12 protein-coding genes are annotated in these 16120 nt (G+C 44.8%); 6 read left to right on the top strand and 6 right to left on the bottom strand.

Features of this window, described 5'->3' with window-relative positions; genetic code table 11:
• Nucleotides 1-43 precede the first annotated feature (43 nt).
• Both K1X61_12945 and K1X61_12940 read right to left on the bottom strand, forming a co-directional pair.
• The gene (locus K1X61_12945; protein ID MBX7109551.1) at nucleotides 44-4009 is read right to left on the bottom strand and encodes a T9SS type A sorting domain-containing protein; all 3966 of its coding nucleotides are present in this window, start codon (nucleotides 4007-4009) and stop codon (nucleotides 44-46) included.
• Nucleotides 4010-4456: 447 nt separating this feature from the next.
• Nucleotides 4457-4789, bottom strand: a complete 333-nt coding sequence (locus K1X61_12940) for a T9SS type A sorting domain-containing protein (GenBank protein ID MBX7109550.1) — start codon at nucleotides 4787-4789, stop codon at nucleotides 4457-4459.
• A 264-nt stretch (nucleotides 4790-5053) separates the two neighbouring features.
• On the opposite strand from K1X61_12940, the gene K1X61_12935 reads away from it, so the two are divergent.
• Nucleotides 5054-6151 carry a ParB/Srx family N-terminal domain-containing protein gene (locus K1X61_12935; GenBank protein MBX7109549.1) on the top strand — a complete coding sequence of 366 codons (1098 nt, stop codon included), beginning with the start codon at nucleotides 5054-5056 and terminating at the stop codon, nucleotides 6149-6151.
• A gap of 5 nt (nucleotides 6152-6156) precedes the next feature.
• Nucleotides 6157-7227, top strand: a complete 1071-nt coding sequence (locus K1X61_12930) for a hypothetical protein (protein ID MBX7109548.1) — start codon at nucleotides 6157-6159, stop codon at nucleotides 7225-7227.
• A gap of 193 nt (nucleotides 7228-7420) precedes the next feature.
• On the opposite strand, the gene K1X61_12925 is transcribed toward K1X61_12930, so the two are convergent.
• Complete coding sequence (locus K1X61_12925; protein MBX7109547.1) at nucleotides 7421-7603, bottom strand: hypothetical protein; 183 nt, start codon at nucleotides 7601-7603, stop codon at nucleotides 7421-7423.
• 311 nt (nucleotides 7604-7914) lie between these two features.
• Here K1X61_12925 and K1X61_12920 point away from each other — a divergent pair, with 311 nt between their 5' ends.
• Nucleotides 7915-8481 (top strand): DUF308 domain-containing protein, encoded by a 567-nt coding sequence (locus K1X61_12920; protein MBX7109546.1) that lies wholly within the window; start codon nucleotides 7915-7917, stop codon nucleotides 8479-8481.
• Between the two features lie 63 nt (nucleotides 8482-8544).
• Here K1X61_12920 and K1X61_12915 read toward each other — a convergent pair whose 3' ends face one another.
• Nucleotides 8545-9078, bottom strand: coding sequence for a hypothetical protein (locus K1X61_12915; protein MBX7109545.1), 534 nt, complete (start codon nucleotides 9076-9078; stop codon nucleotides 8545-8547).
• A 460-nt stretch (nucleotides 9079-9538) separates the two neighbouring features.
• On the opposite strand from K1X61_12915, the gene K1X61_12910 reads away from it, so the two are divergent.
• Both K1X61_12910 and K1X61_12905 read left to right on the top strand, forming a co-directional pair.
• The gene (locus tag K1X61_12910; protein ID MBX7109544.1) at nucleotides 9539-9922 is read left to right on the top strand and encodes a response regulator; all 384 of its coding nucleotides are present in this window, start codon (nucleotides 9539-9541) and stop codon (nucleotides 9920-9922) included.
• A 151-nt stretch (nucleotides 9923-10073) separates the two neighbouring features.
• Nucleotides 10074-12011 carry a guanylate cyclase gene (locus tag K1X61_12905; protein ID MBX7109543.1) on the top strand — a complete coding sequence of 646 codons (1938 nt, stop codon included), beginning with the start codon at nucleotides 10074-10076 and terminating at the stop codon, nucleotides 12009-12011.
• A gap of 44 nt (nucleotides 12012-12055) precedes the next feature.
• Here K1X61_12905 and K1X61_12900 read toward each other — a convergent pair whose 3' ends face one another.
• Nucleotides 12056-13048 (bottom strand): c-type cytochrome, encoded by a 993-nt coding sequence (locus K1X61_12900; GenBank protein MBX7109542.1) that lies wholly within the window; start codon nucleotides 13046-13048, stop codon nucleotides 12056-12058.
• A 690-nt stretch (nucleotides 13049-13738) separates the two neighbouring features.
• On the opposite strand from K1X61_12900, the gene K1X61_12895 reads away from it, so the two are divergent.
• Nucleotides 13739-14323, top strand: coding sequence for a hypothetical protein (locus K1X61_12895; protein MBX7109541.1), 585 nt, complete (start codon nucleotides 13739-13741; stop codon nucleotides 14321-14323).
• 50 nt (nucleotides 14324-14373) lie between these two features.
• Here the strand turns inward: K1X61_12895 and K1X61_12890 are convergent, their stop codons facing one another.
• Nucleotides 14374-15861, bottom strand: coding sequence for an aminotransferase class V-fold PLP-dependent enzyme (locus tag K1X61_12890; GenBank protein MBX7109540.1), 1488 nt, complete (start codon nucleotides 15859-15861; stop codon nucleotides 14374-14376).
• Nucleotides 15862-16120 lie beyond the last annotated feature (259 nt).

The following is a 16120-nucleotide window of genomic DNA, read 5'->3' as shown; positions in this document are numbered from 1 at the left end:
GTAAATAACAGTATGTGAATCAGCTTTTTGATTGCATCCTTTTTTATTGTTTGATGAACCTTGCCTGATAATTTGTAGGTGGAGCATTTATGCTGAAGAAATAAATTCCGTGTGTTAATGATGAAATATCCACCGTGCCGCCGGAGTTGCCTTTGAACATAAGCTGTTGCTGACTGATTAAAATTCTTCCCGCCATGTCTGTTACCTGCACCGTTATGTTTTCATCTTCTTCAAAAAATACATCATAGTATAAAACGCTGCTGGCCGGATTCGGATATACATTGACATAGAAGGGTTCGAAATTTTTTACTGCCACAATGTTTGAATAAGTAACCGTTCTGTCAAAATCAATTTGCTTCAACCGGTAGTAACTGATGCCTGAACATGGTTTTTCATCCACTAAAGAATAGTCATGCTGCTGCAAAGAAATACCCGCACCTTCCACATTGCCAACCGAATCAAATGTTTCCGCATCAGCACTTCTTTCAACTATAAAGTAATCGTTGTTCATTTCCGAAGCAGTTGACCAGGAAGCAAGCACTGTTTTATTTGAAAGCAGTTTTGCATGGAAGGAAATTAATTCTACCGGCAGTGATGTGGTCAATGAACTGCAGATAATATTTGCCGTAACAGTTCCGCCTGTTCCTATTGACAGAGCGGCAGCACCTGTGGGCAATGCTGTTGCAGTAGTTCCATAGGCGATACTGCCGGTGGTTACTCCAGAACCTGTTGTGATCAGAGATGTTATATCTGTACCGCAGCAAACACTGTTTCCGTTAACATCTGTTTTGATCAGGATGCCTTTGTTGCCAAAGCTGCCGGTGTAGCCTGCAATTACGTAACCTCCGTCAGCTGTTTGTTTAACATCCATCCCACGGTCTGTGGTGCCGGGATTGAATGCTTTGGCCCATAGCAACGAACCCGTACTATTGGTCTTTATCAGAATGATATCTCCGTTGGATGTACCGGTAATGACGAATCCGCCATCACTTGTCTGACAGACGGCATTACTCATACCACCATTATAGCTGAAGGTTTTGCCCCACAGTGCCGCACCGCTGGCATTGGCCCTCACCAGGAAAATCCCGTTGGTGGTGGAGTTACCTGTCATGATAAATCCACCATCGGTGGTAGTTTGTAAATCATAACCACCACCTGTGCCAGTGCCGTAATGAAAGGAATTTGACCACTGCACGGCACCGGATGCATTTACTTTTATCAGGTCAAAGGAACCTCCCATATTGTAATCGCCACCCGGCGACAGCAGTGCATAGCCGCCGTCGCTCGTTTGCCGGACAGCCCTTGCTTCTTCTGTGCAGCAGATGGCTCCTCCATTGGAACCATAAGAATACTTCCAGGTCACATTGCCATTGGCATCGAGTTTCATCAGATAAGGAACTGTATATCCTTCCATCTGTGGCCCATATACAATGTAACCTCCATCAGTGGTTTGCTTAACAGAAAAAGCCCATCCTCCCCAGGCAAAGATGCTGGCATAACAATCATACGTCTTGCTCCATTGAATGGTGCCATCTGAAGTGGTTTTAATAAGCATAGGACGTGTATAACATGAAGAACCGGAAGGGCTGCAACCATTGTCGACACCGCCGGCGATAATGAACCCGCCATCTGCAGTATTCTCATGCCGGAGCACATGATAATAAGCATTGTATTGCATCACCCCATAGGATTTCTGCCAAAGTATGCTGCCATCAGGATTAACATTGGTTAAAAAGATATCAGCGGTGTTGAGATAGACAACAGAAGGGTAATAATCGCCTGGATTGGTATTGCTGCTTCCTGCATTCCCCAGGACAGTATAACCGCCTGCCGGTGTGAGCTGCACGGAATAGATTGCAGACTGATTGGCTTCACCAATAGTTTGAATAAAGGAGGTGGATGCTGAATTACACGGTGCTGTAATGGTGATATCGCTTCCGTTATCGGTTCCTGTGAAAGCGACAGCAGAACTCTTTATCCGAACCCTGTAATATCCCGATGCAACTGCTCCGCTCGGTATAGAAGCCAGTATAGTTCCACTTCCTGCTGTGGATGTCAGCGTACCAAGCACCGTAACGCCTGAAGTGAATCCACCGGAAGGATTTGATAATTCAACAGTGAAGATATTGCCTGCGTTTAAAGATGAGGTGCATGCAACCACATAAGAAACACCAATGGAGCTGTTGGCACAAAACGGTGATCCTGTGACGGTGGCAGTGATGGATTGATTGGAGAGATCGGTGCCATTGTCGTTTCCGGTTATGGCCGGAGAAGATGATTTAACCCGTATCCTGTAACCGGAGCCGATTGGCGTCGAGCTTGGTAGGGTGGCGACAATAGTGCCGGATGCAGTGGATGATAAGGAGCCGATCACCGTTGGTGTGGCAAATGATCCGGTCGCATCAGACAGTTCTGCCGTGAATACATTTCCGGCACTGAATGTATTACAGGAAGCCGGCACGCTGTATTTTACATTCACCGTGCTGCCGTTGCAAACCGTGGATGTACTCAATGGCAAAGTGGCCAATGGAGCAATGGTGAATGCGGCGGGTCCGTTGAAATTCACAATGCGCGCCTGTGTGGCGCCAAAAGTGATGTAGGTGCCTGAACCGAATGATGTACCGCACGAGGTGCTTGTTAAAGGCCAGTAAGCAGTGGTGATGATATCATTTTGTCCGGATGGCGGAGCTGCACCGAACTGCACAGTGCAACCAATGTCACCTGCATCAAACTGATCGCCTGATGACCAGAGGATTTGCCAGTTTAAATGACTCGCATATAGATTTTTAGTTACAGTAGCGGTGCTGCTGTTCGTGGTGCCTGTAAAAGAAGGATTGGAGCTGACAACCCTGATTCTATAACCGGTTCCGGTGCTGATACCTCCGGGAATCACTGCATTGATTGTTCCGCCTGATGTGGATGCTACCGAGCCGATATTCACCGGCGTGGCAAAGCTGCCGTTTGCATCCGATAATTGAGCAGTAAAAATATTTCCGGCATTAAACGCCGTACAACTGCCGTTAACTGTGTACGGAACCATAATGGATCCGCCCGGGCAAGCAGGTGCATAAGAAATGACTCCTGTGCTGATGGGCGAAACGATTGTTAAGTTGATGCCATTGTCGCTGCCGGTAATCGCCGGATTGCTTGCACTTACCCTTATCCTGTAACCACTGCCGGCAGTTATGGTGCCGGGAAGTGTGGCGCTGATAGTACCGGAAGATGTAGCCGCTAAAGTGCCGATGGCAACGGGCGCAGCAAAGGAGCCGGCTGCATCTGAAAGCTCAGCCGTGAAAATATTTCCGGCGGCAAATCCGCAGGCCGTGAAAGGCACGCTGACGGTTGCTCCCTGGCAGAGCGGAGATCCGGTGATGGTATTCGTAGCCAAAGACGTGCTTGCCTGCGATAAGGTTCCAAAGCTTGTAACACCATTCACCACTCCGGTAACTGTTTGTGAACCCGAAGCATCTTTCGTTATGATTCCGTTCACCGCAACAGGACAAAGCGCGGCTGCTCTTACAAATATGCCTGTGATCGTTATCTGATCGCAGCATGCTGTTCCTCCGCCATTACCTGCGATTGTTATGGTAATCTGCGACGTGCTCACTGTACTTATGTTGGCGCTGATAATATCAGGGGCCAATGTGCTGTAGGCACTACCGGCACCTGCAAGAAATTCAAAACCGGCAGGGCAGTTGAGTACTAAGGTGCCACCTGCCTGTGAGATATCATTTGAAGCGTTTTCCATGATTGCGATTGTGCCAAGTGCAGTATAGGAAGGGTAGGTAAGGTTGCTTAAGGTGTAAGAACTGCTGGCAACACCTCCGGTGGAGATCGTAACATTGGCAAAAATGTTTATGGGAGAAAGGCAATAGATTTGAAGAAGCACAAAAAACTGCAGCCAAAACCTGCCATGGCAGATATTTTGAATAGTTATTGTAAGTGCCTTCAATGTGTTAGCTGTTGCGGCAATCTGCCTTATCGATATCGTGTGGGAAATTTTTTTCATAGCAACTGAGGCTGAATATTCCGGCTTAACCGGAAACATCTGTAACTGAATAGCTCCTGGTTTGTACTTCCTAACATTTCATTGCTAAACAGGATATACAGAGCAGCCCAATATTTGATTCTTTCTTTCAGCATGATGCAACATTTTCAGGCGCATTTTCAGCTAAGCCAAAAATCATAAGTAGCAGGCTTCTAAAAAATGATATTCGTCATAAGAACAAGGGTGCAGGTGCGAAGCGAGGCAGAGGCCAGGTGCTATTCTTTTCAGCATCTGGGAAATTTTGCAGTGCGCTTTACATTTCGAAGAATCGCAACATGATCTTCCTGGCAGACAAGGATTGCTATAAAAACAATGAAGCCGCCCGTTGCGCACGAACGGCTTCATGCAAAAGTCAAAACTATTCCATCACCACTTTCTTCACCATCAACACATCATTGACCTGAAACTTCAGGAGATAAATTCCCCGATGAAGTCCTTCACTGCTGAGTGAAAGCGTGTGCAGCCGGAGGAAGCATTTTCATTAAGCAACATCTTCATCAACTTGCCGCTGAGGTCGTACAAAGTAATCTGCACGTGTGCATCACTTGCTGTAGTATAAGTGATCATGGCGGTTTGTTGGAACGGATTGGGGTAGACATCGAGTGAAGCGGAAACCGGTGTTTCCAATCTTAGCGCAGGTGTTGTGAATACTTGGTTGGGCGACCATTTCGAAGTAACCGGCGGCGGCGTCACGGCGCAAAATGTTCTGACACTCCAGGTATATTCCGTTGCTGGCTGCAACCCGCCAATCTTTTTTGTACTTGTGGTGGCCGTCTTCAGTACCCAGTTTTTTCTCCGGAAACTTTGTAGCGAATCACGTAGCCGGCTGCGCGGTTTACATCAGCCCAGTTGAATTTCGCTGCAGATGCAGTGATCAGGTTGTTACCGGAAACTCTATAACGACCGTGCTAATATCAATCGACAGTATAATTATTCAAAGACTTTTTGAAAATATTTCAATGTCTAATTCAAGTATATTTGCAAACGATTCATTTAATTTATGCAATGAAATCTGAAACAAATTTTGTTGAGGTTGAAATAGAAAATCTCAAGCTTGACCATAGTAATCCACGACTTCCAGAGCGTTTAAAAGGGGCTTCTGATAAAGAAGTGTTAAATTGGATGCTGTCTGATGCTACTTTAATTGACTTAATGGCATCAATTTCTGAGAATGGCTTTTTTTCAGGCGAGCCAATAATCGTTATACCTGACAACAAAACATATATTGTCATTGAAGGGAATCGAAGATTAGCAGCAATAAAACTTCTTACCAACCCTGGGTTAGCAATAATTAGCCCCAAAGCAGTTGAAAGTTTATCCAACGATGCAAAAGAGAAAAATCATATTCCACATAAACTTTGGGTTTATGTAGTAAGTGAACGGAAGGAAGTAGAAAATTACCTTGCATTCCGACATGTGACTGGCGTGAAACAATGGCCGGTAATTTCTAAAGCAAGGTATCTAAACCATCTTTATCAACAAAAAAAGTCAGGTGGCCCTAGCGTTTATAAAGAATTAGCAAAAGAAATCGGAAGTAAAGCACCTTATGTAAGAAGGTTACTCACAGGATATGAAGCATTTGAAATAATTCAAAGCAGAAAATATTACAATATTCCTGAACTTGATGAAGAAAATTTTGACTTATCTTTAATTACCGATGCAATTACAATGCATACGGCATTAGCTGAATTTATGGGCATCAATATGGAGTCAGATTCTCCATTTTCGGATATCAATCAAGAAAGATTAAAAGAAGTAACTCATTGGCTTTACGAGAAATTATCAAACGGTAAAACAAGAATTGGAGATAATCGAAATCTTAGAGTCTTAAACAAAGTAATTCAAAATATTGAAGCTAGAGAATCATTTATTAGTGGAGAAAAAACATTAAAAGAAGCAGCAGAGTTAACAGATTTAGCCGATGAAAATATTAGATTGTATTTGACAAAAGCCTTGCAAAATTTAGTTGAAGCTCAAAAGATTATTCACAGAAGTTCCAACCCAGATAAAAACGACAAGAAAGTCGCAGATGAAATAATTGATTCTGCTGAACTCATAAGTCGGACGATTACAAAAAAAATTAGAGAGAAAGACAATATTTAATGGCTATGGCATACTTAAAATACCAAGACCTTAGTTTGCCCAAGCTAAATTCCGAACCTAATCATTGGGCCGACCATATTGAATTCTTCTGTTTCATTTCACAGGAAGGGAAAATCAGCGAGCAACAAATTGCGGACAGACTTTTAGATGAGAGTTCAAATAATCCACTAGTTGCAATTGAAGATGTAGCGGACGAAGATGAAATAATAGAACTGGTCACTTCTATTGCTTCTCCAGACGAATTAATTGAAGATGAGGTTTTTGATGAAACAAGCGACAATCCTGCTTTGAGAGATAAGATTTCATCTAAAATAAATTACTATTTCACATTATTGAAATCTCGTCAAAAGCACTTTGGAGATGATTATCCATTTGTTGTTTCAAATAACGACATAACTATAAAAGTAGAATTGACAATTAGTCAAACACTTTATTTGATATTACTTTGTTCATCCCTATTAAGACTTGCGACAAAAAGTGGACTTAACAGACTTGGGCATCATTTTGAAGAATTATGTGGACCAGCGTTTAAGAAATTGACTCCAAATAATACTCAAAATATTTTCTTTGGTTCAGGAGCAGGAGAATATTTAACTCCGTCTATTTCGGGAAAATTCTATGACAAAGTTTTAGAATTGTGCAATTTGCTTCATGTGGCACCAAGGACAAATTTTACAGAAGAGAATTCAGGACTTCATAATGTTGGCGATGGTGGTCTAGACTGGGTTGGTGTTTACAACTTCACAGACAACCAATTTTCACAACCGACATTTTTTGGCCAATGTGCGTGTGGCACTGATTGGATAACTAAAGAATTTGATGCTCATGAATCTAAATGGAGCAAATACGTTCAATTTGAAAATGGTTACCTAACTTATCATTTTGTTCCTCGACATTTGAGAGACGAATCCTTGGCATGGTTTAACCCACTTGACATTTATGATGTTGTTTTAATTGATAGGTATCGTATGATTGAACTATTAAAATCTGAACCTGCTTTGACAAATTTGATTACAACAACTTACAGTCCCTTTCTGCAAGAAGTAAGTCGAAACAAAATAGATTCCTTCATGTAAGGAAGAAGAAGGGCATCCGGTAACATGACCTTGGCAAGAGCGGACGTTCAGTCGGAACTTCAACCGTTTGTGTTTTTAATTAAATTGGTGCGGTGCGACAGTGAAGTGATTTTAATTGCCCGCCTTCGCTGAGACCTCAACCGGTATTAAGTGAGACGGGAACAGCACAGGTGGAAACAGATGCTGGAATGTATTACCAGTAATCTTTAAGTAAAATTCCTTCATGAGTAATACCTGTCGCGAGATAACCTTTGTTTTCGATAGCAAAAGCAACTGCCATATAGCGTCCTGATCCTGCGAGATCGCTTTTTTGTGTCCAGGTATTGAGGGCAGGAATATATTCCCACCAATCAGTTTCATAGTGCTGATAGGGCACTTCGCAGGTACCGGTATAACCTTTGTCATTTAGCGAAAATCCGGTTGCCGCAATCCGGTTACTACTATTATTAGTTTTGTTTTCATGGTATATAACTTTTAGGATATTACCTATTCAAAGTTTCAGTTATGCCTGTAGCAAAAACAATGATATTGGTTAGTTTTCACCACAATAACAGTGAAGGCAGTTTATACAATCAGGTGGTGTATTGTGATGGGCGTGTTACCGGCTTGTAACTCTGAACAACTTTTCGTTTTTTGTGAAGGAATATGAGATTTGATTTCACCATCATTCACTAAAAGAATCATCAGATGATACAGCACCTTTTGAAATACTGGTACCTGCCGATGTTACGCGGACTGCTTTTCCTTGCGGCAGGCATTTATATGATTGTGAATCCGCTCGAATCTGCTTTGGGTTTCACAGTGCTGGTGGGTTATCTTGCCATCATCGCCGGCATACTTTACCTGGTGGAGTTAATCGGGCACTGGAGTGAGATGCATCATAAAGGATGGATAGTGGCCCGCGGTGTGCTCGATATTCTGTTTGGCTGGATGGTGCTCCGTGCCGTTGTGTCATCGCTCATCATCTTCACCATCATCTTTGGATTCTGGACCATCATGTCGGGTGCAATTGCCGTGGTGGCTGCACTGGAATTCAAGCGTAAAGGACACAATCAATGGTGGCTCGGACTGTTACTGGCAGCACTGACGATTGTTGCGGGCTTGTATATCAGCATGAACCCATTGATTTCCAACCTGACGCTCATGATCTTTTTTGGCATTCAGATGATTGTGCTCGCACTCTTCGAAATCATGCTTTCGCTGCGTATCCGCAGCATGCATACAAAAGTGAAAGAGATGAGTCAGGCTGGTTGATTAATGGAAGTACTTACCTGCAGCAGCAATGCACTTAGCAGCTTCTCAATTATTATCCTGTTGCTAATTCCTTTTTATCTGTATCGTGAATTCTAAGAGTTGATAATCCCCTGCTGGAATGGATTGCACCAAAGGAAAGGTGGTAACAACATCCGTAACCTGTCCGGTAAGCGTATAGGTATCCGCTTCTTTGTAATCATTGCCATTACAGATCATCACGGGATAACCGTTGAAGAAGATACTCATCTCCGGCGACTGCTTCATCGTTTCATCAAAATCAGGCACCTTAAAAGTGAAGTTGCTTTCGGTACCACTGGTTACGGTAAATGATCCGGTGCCATCGATATCGCCATTATAATTATCAAAATGAAAAGTCCCGGTATTTAAATAGACCGTATCAATAACCGGTGCTGCGCCGGGCATAAACGGATCTGTATCATAAGCTATAAGCGAAAGCTGCGTTAGCGTCCAGCTGCCGTCATGCTTTGCCAGGCTTTTCATAAATGTACGTGGCGGATTTTCGGAAGGATTAGCGTAAAAGAGACAACCATTGACCACAACACATATCAGTGCCAATGCGGGAAACATTTTTTTCATCCGGCAAATATATATCGCGCGGTTTGCACCGGATGAATAAAAACTGATAAAACAACAGGCAACAGGATACATAATATGCAGGGAAGTAATTTGCTGATTGAATGGATCAGCCATTTCAGCTGTCGTGTTGTTTCTGTTAACTATGCTTTGCGGTGCTGAATCACCGGCTACTGTTTTCCACTACTAAACTGTGGAGCAGGGCAGGCTTGCAGCAGATAGGCGAGGATGGAATTTCCGAAGCAGCTTATGCCTTTGAACATGCCGGGTTTTGAAGGATGTTTATTTCAATGGCCATAGTAAATCCCGTATGCTGCAAGCAGACTATCGGCTGATTTTATGCCGGCAGATCAATTGGCTGAACCGATCAGCAGTCAGTGCCCGGTTTTTCATACTTGCTTTTTTTATGATTACTTTACTTCATTAATACCATATTCCTATTTTTACGGTTCAGCATAAAATTATGGACTTCAGCAAGCCAAAAAAGATTATTATAGTGGATGATGATGACCGGTTGAACCAGGCATTGTCGGATTACCTGACACGCCATGTTCAGCACCAGGTACAAATGTTCAATACCGGTGAAGAATCCCTGAAATATATTGATGAAAGCACGGATGTCGTCATCCTCGATTATGAGTTAAACGCGAGACATAAAGATGCGGCGAGCGGACTCGAAATCCTGCAGGCCATCAAGAAACATTATCCGCGAATCCATATCATCATTCTTTCCAGCCTGGAGAGATATTCCGTGGCCCTCGAAACAATCTACAAGGGTGCGGAGCAATATGTTATTAAGGATGAAGAAGCCTTTGAGAAGATATCTTCCATGATTACCGAACTGTGATGCTTTCCGGTGCGTCTCAAGCTACCGGCTTTCACATCAGCTGTAATCCTGAGTGCAGGTAAAATCTTCTTGTACCGCTTCATAATCATATTTTTTTTCTGCGACAGATATCAGCATCCGCTTCATTTATTTTCTCCATTTTTGTTATGCTATGCCAGCCACCCGTCAGCTTGCCGCTATCATGTTCACCGATATGGTCGGCTATACCGCACTCATGCAGCAGAATGAACAGCTGGCCGTGCAGAAAAGAGACCGCAGCAAGCAGATTTTTGAATCTATGCTTGCCAAGTATGACGGAAAAGTGCTGCAGTTTTATGGCGATGGTACAATGAGTATGTTCAACAGCGGAGTGAATGCCGTGAGGGCCGCAGTTGAAATGCAATCACTCTTCCTGACGGCGCCGAAGATTGATGTCAGGATCGGCATACATACCGGCGATGTGATGACAGATGAAAACGGCGTGTATGGCGATAGCGTAAATATTGCCTCACGCATAGAATCACTATCTACGCCCGGCGGTGTTTTCATCTCCGAAAAACTGTATGATGAAGTAAAAAATACCGAAGGCATCACTACCAAGCCACTGGGTTATTTCGAGCTGAAGAATGTGAAACAACCGATTCAGGTATATGCCGTGACCAACCCGGGACTCATGGTGCCTTCGAGAGAGGAGATGACCGGCAAAACAAAAACTGCGCTGAACGGCATCGCCGTATTGCCTTTCGCCAATATGAGTTCAGATCCGGAAAATGAATTCTTCTGTGATGGCATCACGGAAGAGCTGATCAATGTGCTGGCGCAGGTTGATGGGCTCCAGGTTACATCGCGCACCTCGGCATTTGCTTTTAAGGGTAAGCAGGAAGATGTGCGGGAAATTGCAGCGAGGCTGAATGTACAGAAAGTGATTGAAGGCAGCGTACGCAAAGCGGGCAACAAAGTGCGCATCACGGCGCAACTCATCAACGCTTCTGACGGTTATCACTTCTGGAGTGCCAATTATGACCGCGACCTGGAAGATATTTTTGCCGTGCAGGATGAGATTGCCAGGAACATCGCCAATAAACTGAAAACCAACTTTGCCACTGAGCAACATGAGTCGCCGCTGGCGACAGCGCCCACGAAGAGCCTCGAGGCTTATAAGAAATACCTCGAAGGTGCTTACAACTGGGATAACCTCGACCCAAAGGTGCGCAGCCATTCCTTACAATTGCTGCATGAAGCGGTTGCGCTGGATCCTGATTTTGCCAATGCACATGCTGTGCTCGCCAACATCTACCTCTTTCCGGGATATGTGAGTGACGTTCCGGCGGAGGAAGTGGTGAGGAGGTTTCATGAGCATGCCGAAGCTGCCATCCGTTCACAGCCCGCCAATCCTAAAGCGCTCGTGGCGATGGCAAGCGTGAAGTTTCATGAATGGGACTGGCAAGGCGCCCATGCGCTGCTGATGAAAGCGAATCAGATCAATCCCAGTGAGCCTTCCTGTTACTTTATGCTTGGGGAATATTATGTGCTGGTCCTGGACAAAAAGAAGGCGGCAGCCGTAGCGATGCGCATTGCTGAAGTGGATCCGATGAGCCCGCGCTCTCTTGCCGAATCAGGGAGAATTTTCCTGAGCATCGGCGACAATGATAAAACCCTGGAGATGGCGGAGCGGTCGCTGGCACTTAACCCGCATAACTTTCTTGCCCTGCAATTGAAAGGGTATGCCTTAGTGAAGATGGGACAAACCGCAGCAGGCACCGGTATTCTCGAAGAAAATCAAAAGATCGCCGGTGACCATCCGTATGTGCTGGCAGGCCTGGCCTCTTGCTACGGCTATGCCGGCGAACTTGAAAAGTTAAAAGTGGTGATGGCAAAGTTCAAAGCCATTTACGATCAGCAACCCACACCTGATTTCGGATTGTTTTACGGCTACATGTGCATGCTGCAGGGTGATCTGCAAAGCTTCTATCATTATTTTGACATAGGCATCGAAGCCCGCTCCACCTATGCACTGCAGATGTATGGCGATGATTTCTGCAAAGCGATCTGGCACGATGAGTATATACGAAAGGTGAGGAAGCAGTTTGATTTACCGGTCTATGACTGATGCCTCCCTCTATCGCCTGCTGCTTTCCGTTACGAATGGATCCATTATGATTGTTTTGCCAGCTCCTTCGCATCCTGTATGGCCGGACTGCTCACCTTATGAACCGGTTTCACCGAATGCAGGTACTTCCAGATCGCTTTCAGTTCCGTATCGTTCAGATGTTTGAATTGTCCCCATGGCATGATGGATTCTTTGATAACATATCCCTGAGAGAAGCGTGTCTTGAAGAGGTCGTATGTCCAATAATAGATGTGTCCCGTCTCCGGGTCAGGTGTCAGGTTGGGCGAAACGAGCATCTTCGATGGATCGCTCTGCAATGGCTCCACCGGTCCGCCGGCAAGCGGTTCCCCTTCATATGCGCCGGTATTCATGTTACGGTAGGTATGGCATCCTTTGCAGTTGCTCACCGACTGCGCAATGTATTCACCATAGGCAACGGTGGTATCGGGCATCATGGATTTTGGTGGCGCCTTTTCCGGTGCAGATGGGCGGATAAAAAATGCCATGATAGCTTTGCCGAAGAGGTTAAAGTCATTCTCCGGCACCTTATGGGCAACCGCTGGAACGGTCCGGAGATAGGAGATGATGGCAGTTAGGTCTTCGTCGCTCAGATTCTGAAATTCCATGGCAGGAATCAGGACGGTACCATCGCGCTTTACGCCATATCGTAAGGCACGCGCTATTTCCTGATCGGTATAACTGCCTATGCCGGTTTCCTTATCGCTGCTGATATTTTTGGAGTAGAATGCTCCGCCGGGAAAGATAAAAGGAAAGCCTCCTCCGGCCAGCTGTACCTCCTCACCATTCATCACCAGCATAGAATCGCCGGGTTTGAAATGACACTCCACGCAATGTGCCGTTGCCACCACGAGGTGTTTGCCGTGTGCGATCACAGCACTGTCGGTGGAAGCATGCAGATCAGGATAAGGTGCCGTATAGGTTTTGTTGTACAGAAAATAACCGGTAATGAACAAGCCAAGTACAATAACGCCCAGTGCGATGCCCGTCCATTTGAGAATTTTAAGCAGTGTTTTCATGGTTGCATTGTTTGAGGTGGTCGAATATAAATAAAAAGTATTTTGAAAATGATATGCCGTTCATTGATTCCGATACATTCAGCGATCTGAAGGCCATAAACAAACTTGCCTTGTCAGTGTTGCTAACAGGCCATAAACAGGCAGGATAAAAGCAAATTGAGGAGTGAAGACATTGCTTCAGGATTAATTTATTTGGTCGCGTCAATCAAAGCATTGATTTCGGGTAAAGAACTGCTTCAGCTTTCAGGCAGCAGGATATTGTATCAGTCGTATGTATGCATGATTCTCCTTAAGCAAATCCTGCATTACAAATCTGTTTTCATTTGCATGCAAGCTGTGTTTATGATTTATGGGAGAAAAAAGCAAGTTCCATCACAGTGATAATTCAATTCTTAAAACTAAGTTTATGCAGAGGGATGAGTGTCCGGAAGTTGGCAGAAACGGGTACTGACAGGTTTTTCAAAAAGGTATGCTGTATGATATCTTCGTGTGCTTCATGCGTATCAGCTGAGAAAATAAAATTGGTTATGTAAAAAGGATTGCCTCAACAACAGATTGTATGAGTACGGTCCAAAAAAACATACACAATTGCAACTTGTGAATTTGTTACGGTCGGGGTTCATTGAAGAGAATAAAGATTTCTATATTAGTCAATTCATCCCAAAGCAACCCATGCAACATCACGAGAGTATGAAACTTGTTTCAAAGATCACTGCGGCGGGATTCGTGCTGAGCTTCCTGCTGAATTGCACAGCCCCGTTCTTTCCGGTGGATATGTCGCAGAATCCGCCTTATTATCCTAAAATCGTATTGATACTACAATCGCTTGCTGTCGCCCTGGTGATATTTTCCTCCACGCTGATGGGGCTGAAGCTAACAGAAGAAAAGAAGACATTGGCGGCAGCCGGTTTCACCATGTATGCGATAGCCAATGGTATCAGCCTCGTGATTTATTTTGAGATCCGGCAATTCACCATTGAAGAATATGAAAAGGTGTATGACATCTTCACCAGCGCGACAGCACTGATTGTTCCTTCCTGCCTGCTGCTTGCCTTTTATGAGGATTTCCCGCGCTGGCTGAGCTATCTGCCGCTGTTTAGTTGTATCTTTTATATCGCCCCGCTTGTAATGTATTACGGCGGTTCCAGGGAGTATAGCTTAATGGATGTGATATCCTTTATCGGTTATATGCTGCTGAATATTGCGGCCTTATTTTGGGCGATTTACATCTGGAAAAGTGCGGGCAAAGTCAGTGAACACGACAAACCGAAATAATTTCAGCAGCTGTGTTTGCCATTAATATACACACTAAAGTGCCTGCTTTCTCAGCTATTGAATAACTGCTCGATCTCCGCTTTTCTTTTACCCGGTGATTCCCTGCGATGGTGATATTCATTGGTATGATGATCGTAAGTGTAGTCACTTTCCCATTTTGCAGTGCCCGTTGCAATCTTTTCAATGGCTGCAATGATGTAATCTATTTCTTCATCACTCATCACCGGGTGGAGTGACAGGCGCACCCATCCCGGCTTTTCGGAAAAATCACCATGGTCTATCTTATCGGTGATTCTTTTTGACACATCCGGAGAAACATGGAGCAGGTAATGTCCATAGGTACCCGCACAGGAACAGCCTCCCCGTACCTGTATGCCATATAAATCGTTGAGTAGTTTCACCACCAGGTTGTAATGCACCGCATCAATATAAAATGAGATAACACCGAGTCGTTTCCGGATATGTGATGCCAAAATATGCAAGTGAGGAATCGCGGATAATGCATTACAAATGCGCTCCGTGATGATGGCTTCACGGGCAGACATAGCCTTCGGATCCATCTGCAATTTCAGGTCCATGCACAAGGCTGCTTTGATGGTTTGCAGAAAGGCCGGTGTACCTCCGTCTTCGCGGTCTTCAATAGAATCAAGAAAGCTGTGGCCGCCCCAGGGATTGGTCCATTTCACCGTTCCGCCGCCAGGTTGATCAGGTACCCTGTTATGATAAATGGCTTCATTGAATATCAGAATGCCCGGCGTTCCGGGTCCTCCCAGAAATTTATGCGGCGAAAAATAAATGGCATCCAACTGTTGTAACGGATTTTCCGGATGCATATTGATGGATACATAAGGTGCGGAGCAGGCGAAATCAACGAAACACCATCCGCCGTGGCGATGTATCACTTCAGCTATTTGATAGTAAGGCGTCTCGATGCCGGTTACATTGGAGCAGGCCGTGATCGCTGCATACTTAATAGGACGATGATTATGCCGCTGCACGGCTTCTTCAAACAGCGATATATCCACCATGCCTTCTTCATCCGGTGGAACAATGACCACATCGCAATACGATTCTTCCCAGGATGTCTGGTTTGAGTGGTGCTCCATGTGGGTGATGAAGACTACAGGTTTCAACTCGGGTGGCGCATGCAGAAAAGGCACCCATTGTTCCGGTATTTTTAAGCCGAGTAAACGCTGCAGTTTGGTTACAGCACCTGTCATGCCCGATCCCACCGATAATAGTGCATCATTGTTGGAGGCATTAACGTGCGCCTTGATGCGCTTCTTTGCTTCCTGGTAAGCCAGTGTCATGCTTGTGCCGGTGAAGTTGGTTTCGGTATGTGTATTTCCCAATACCGGACCGAACCCATTCATTATTTTTTCTTCGATAGGCTGATAAAGGCGTCCGCTGGCAATCCAGTCTGCATAGAGCAGCTTTTTTTTACCATATGGTCCATCGAATTCAAAATCGAGGCCGATGATATGTTTCCGGAAGTTTTCGAAATGTTTTATGGCGGGTTCCGCTGTAATCAGTGGCATGATGCTTCTGTTGAATGAAGTCTAAAGCTAAAAAAATGAGTGGTATGTAATAATGATTTTTGCCGGAAAGGGCAAAGAAGCCAATGCAGCTTATACCTGCAGGTAGCAACGTTGTATCGGCACAGCATTGTTGCTGTTCAGCACAGTGTTTTAATCTGAAAGGAAACGGGACTGTGTAAATCAGCGCTGGCAAGATGAAAGTAAATAGTCTGCTGACCATCAGGGGAGGCATACATCTTCGAAGTCAGAATTCCGGGGC

This window comes from Chitinophagales bacterium, assembly GCA_019694975.1.
GTDB lineage: Bacteria > Bacteroidota > Bacteroidia > Chitinophagales > UBA10324 > JACCZZ01.
This window is presented reverse-complemented; position numbering and strand designations above follow the sequence as displayed.

Coding starts and splice junctions, on each gene's coding strand:
- K1X61_12945 (MBX7109551.1), bottom strand. CDS start 4,009: ATGAAAAAAATTTCCCACACGATATCGATAAGGCAGATTGCCGCAACA.
- K1X61_12935 (MBX7109549.1), top strand. CDS start 5,054: ATGAAATCTGAAACAAATTTTGTTGAGGTTGAAATAGAAAATCTCAAG.
- K1X61_12930 (MBX7109548.1), top strand. CDS start 6,157: ATGGCATACTTAAAATACCAAGACCTTAGTTTGCCCAAGCTAAATTCC.
- K1X61_12920 (MBX7109546.1), top strand. CDS start 7,915: ATGATACAGCACCTTTTGAAATACTGGTACCTGCCGATGTTACGCGGA.
- K1X61_12915 (MBX7109545.1), bottom strand. CDS start 9,078: ATGAAAAAAATGTTTCCCGCATTGGCACTGATATGTGTTGTGGTCAAT.
- K1X61_12910 (MBX7109544.1), top strand. CDS start 9,539: ATGGACTTCAGCAAGCCAAAAAAGATTATTATAGTGGATGATGATGAC.
- K1X61_12905 (MBX7109543.1), top strand. CDS start 10,074: ATGCCAGCCACCCGTCAGCTTGCCGCTATCATGTTCACCGATATGGTC.
- K1X61_12900 (MBX7109542.1), bottom strand. CDS start 13,048: ATGAAAACACTGCTTAAAATTCTCAAATGGACGGGCATCGCACTGGGC.
- K1X61_12895 (MBX7109541.1), top strand. CDS start 13,739: ATGAAACTTGTTTCAAAGATCACTGCGGCGGGATTCGTGCTGAGCTTC.
- K1X61_12890 (MBX7109540.1), bottom strand. CDS start 15,861: ATGCCACTGATTACAGCGGAACCCGCCATAAAACATTTCGAAAACTTC.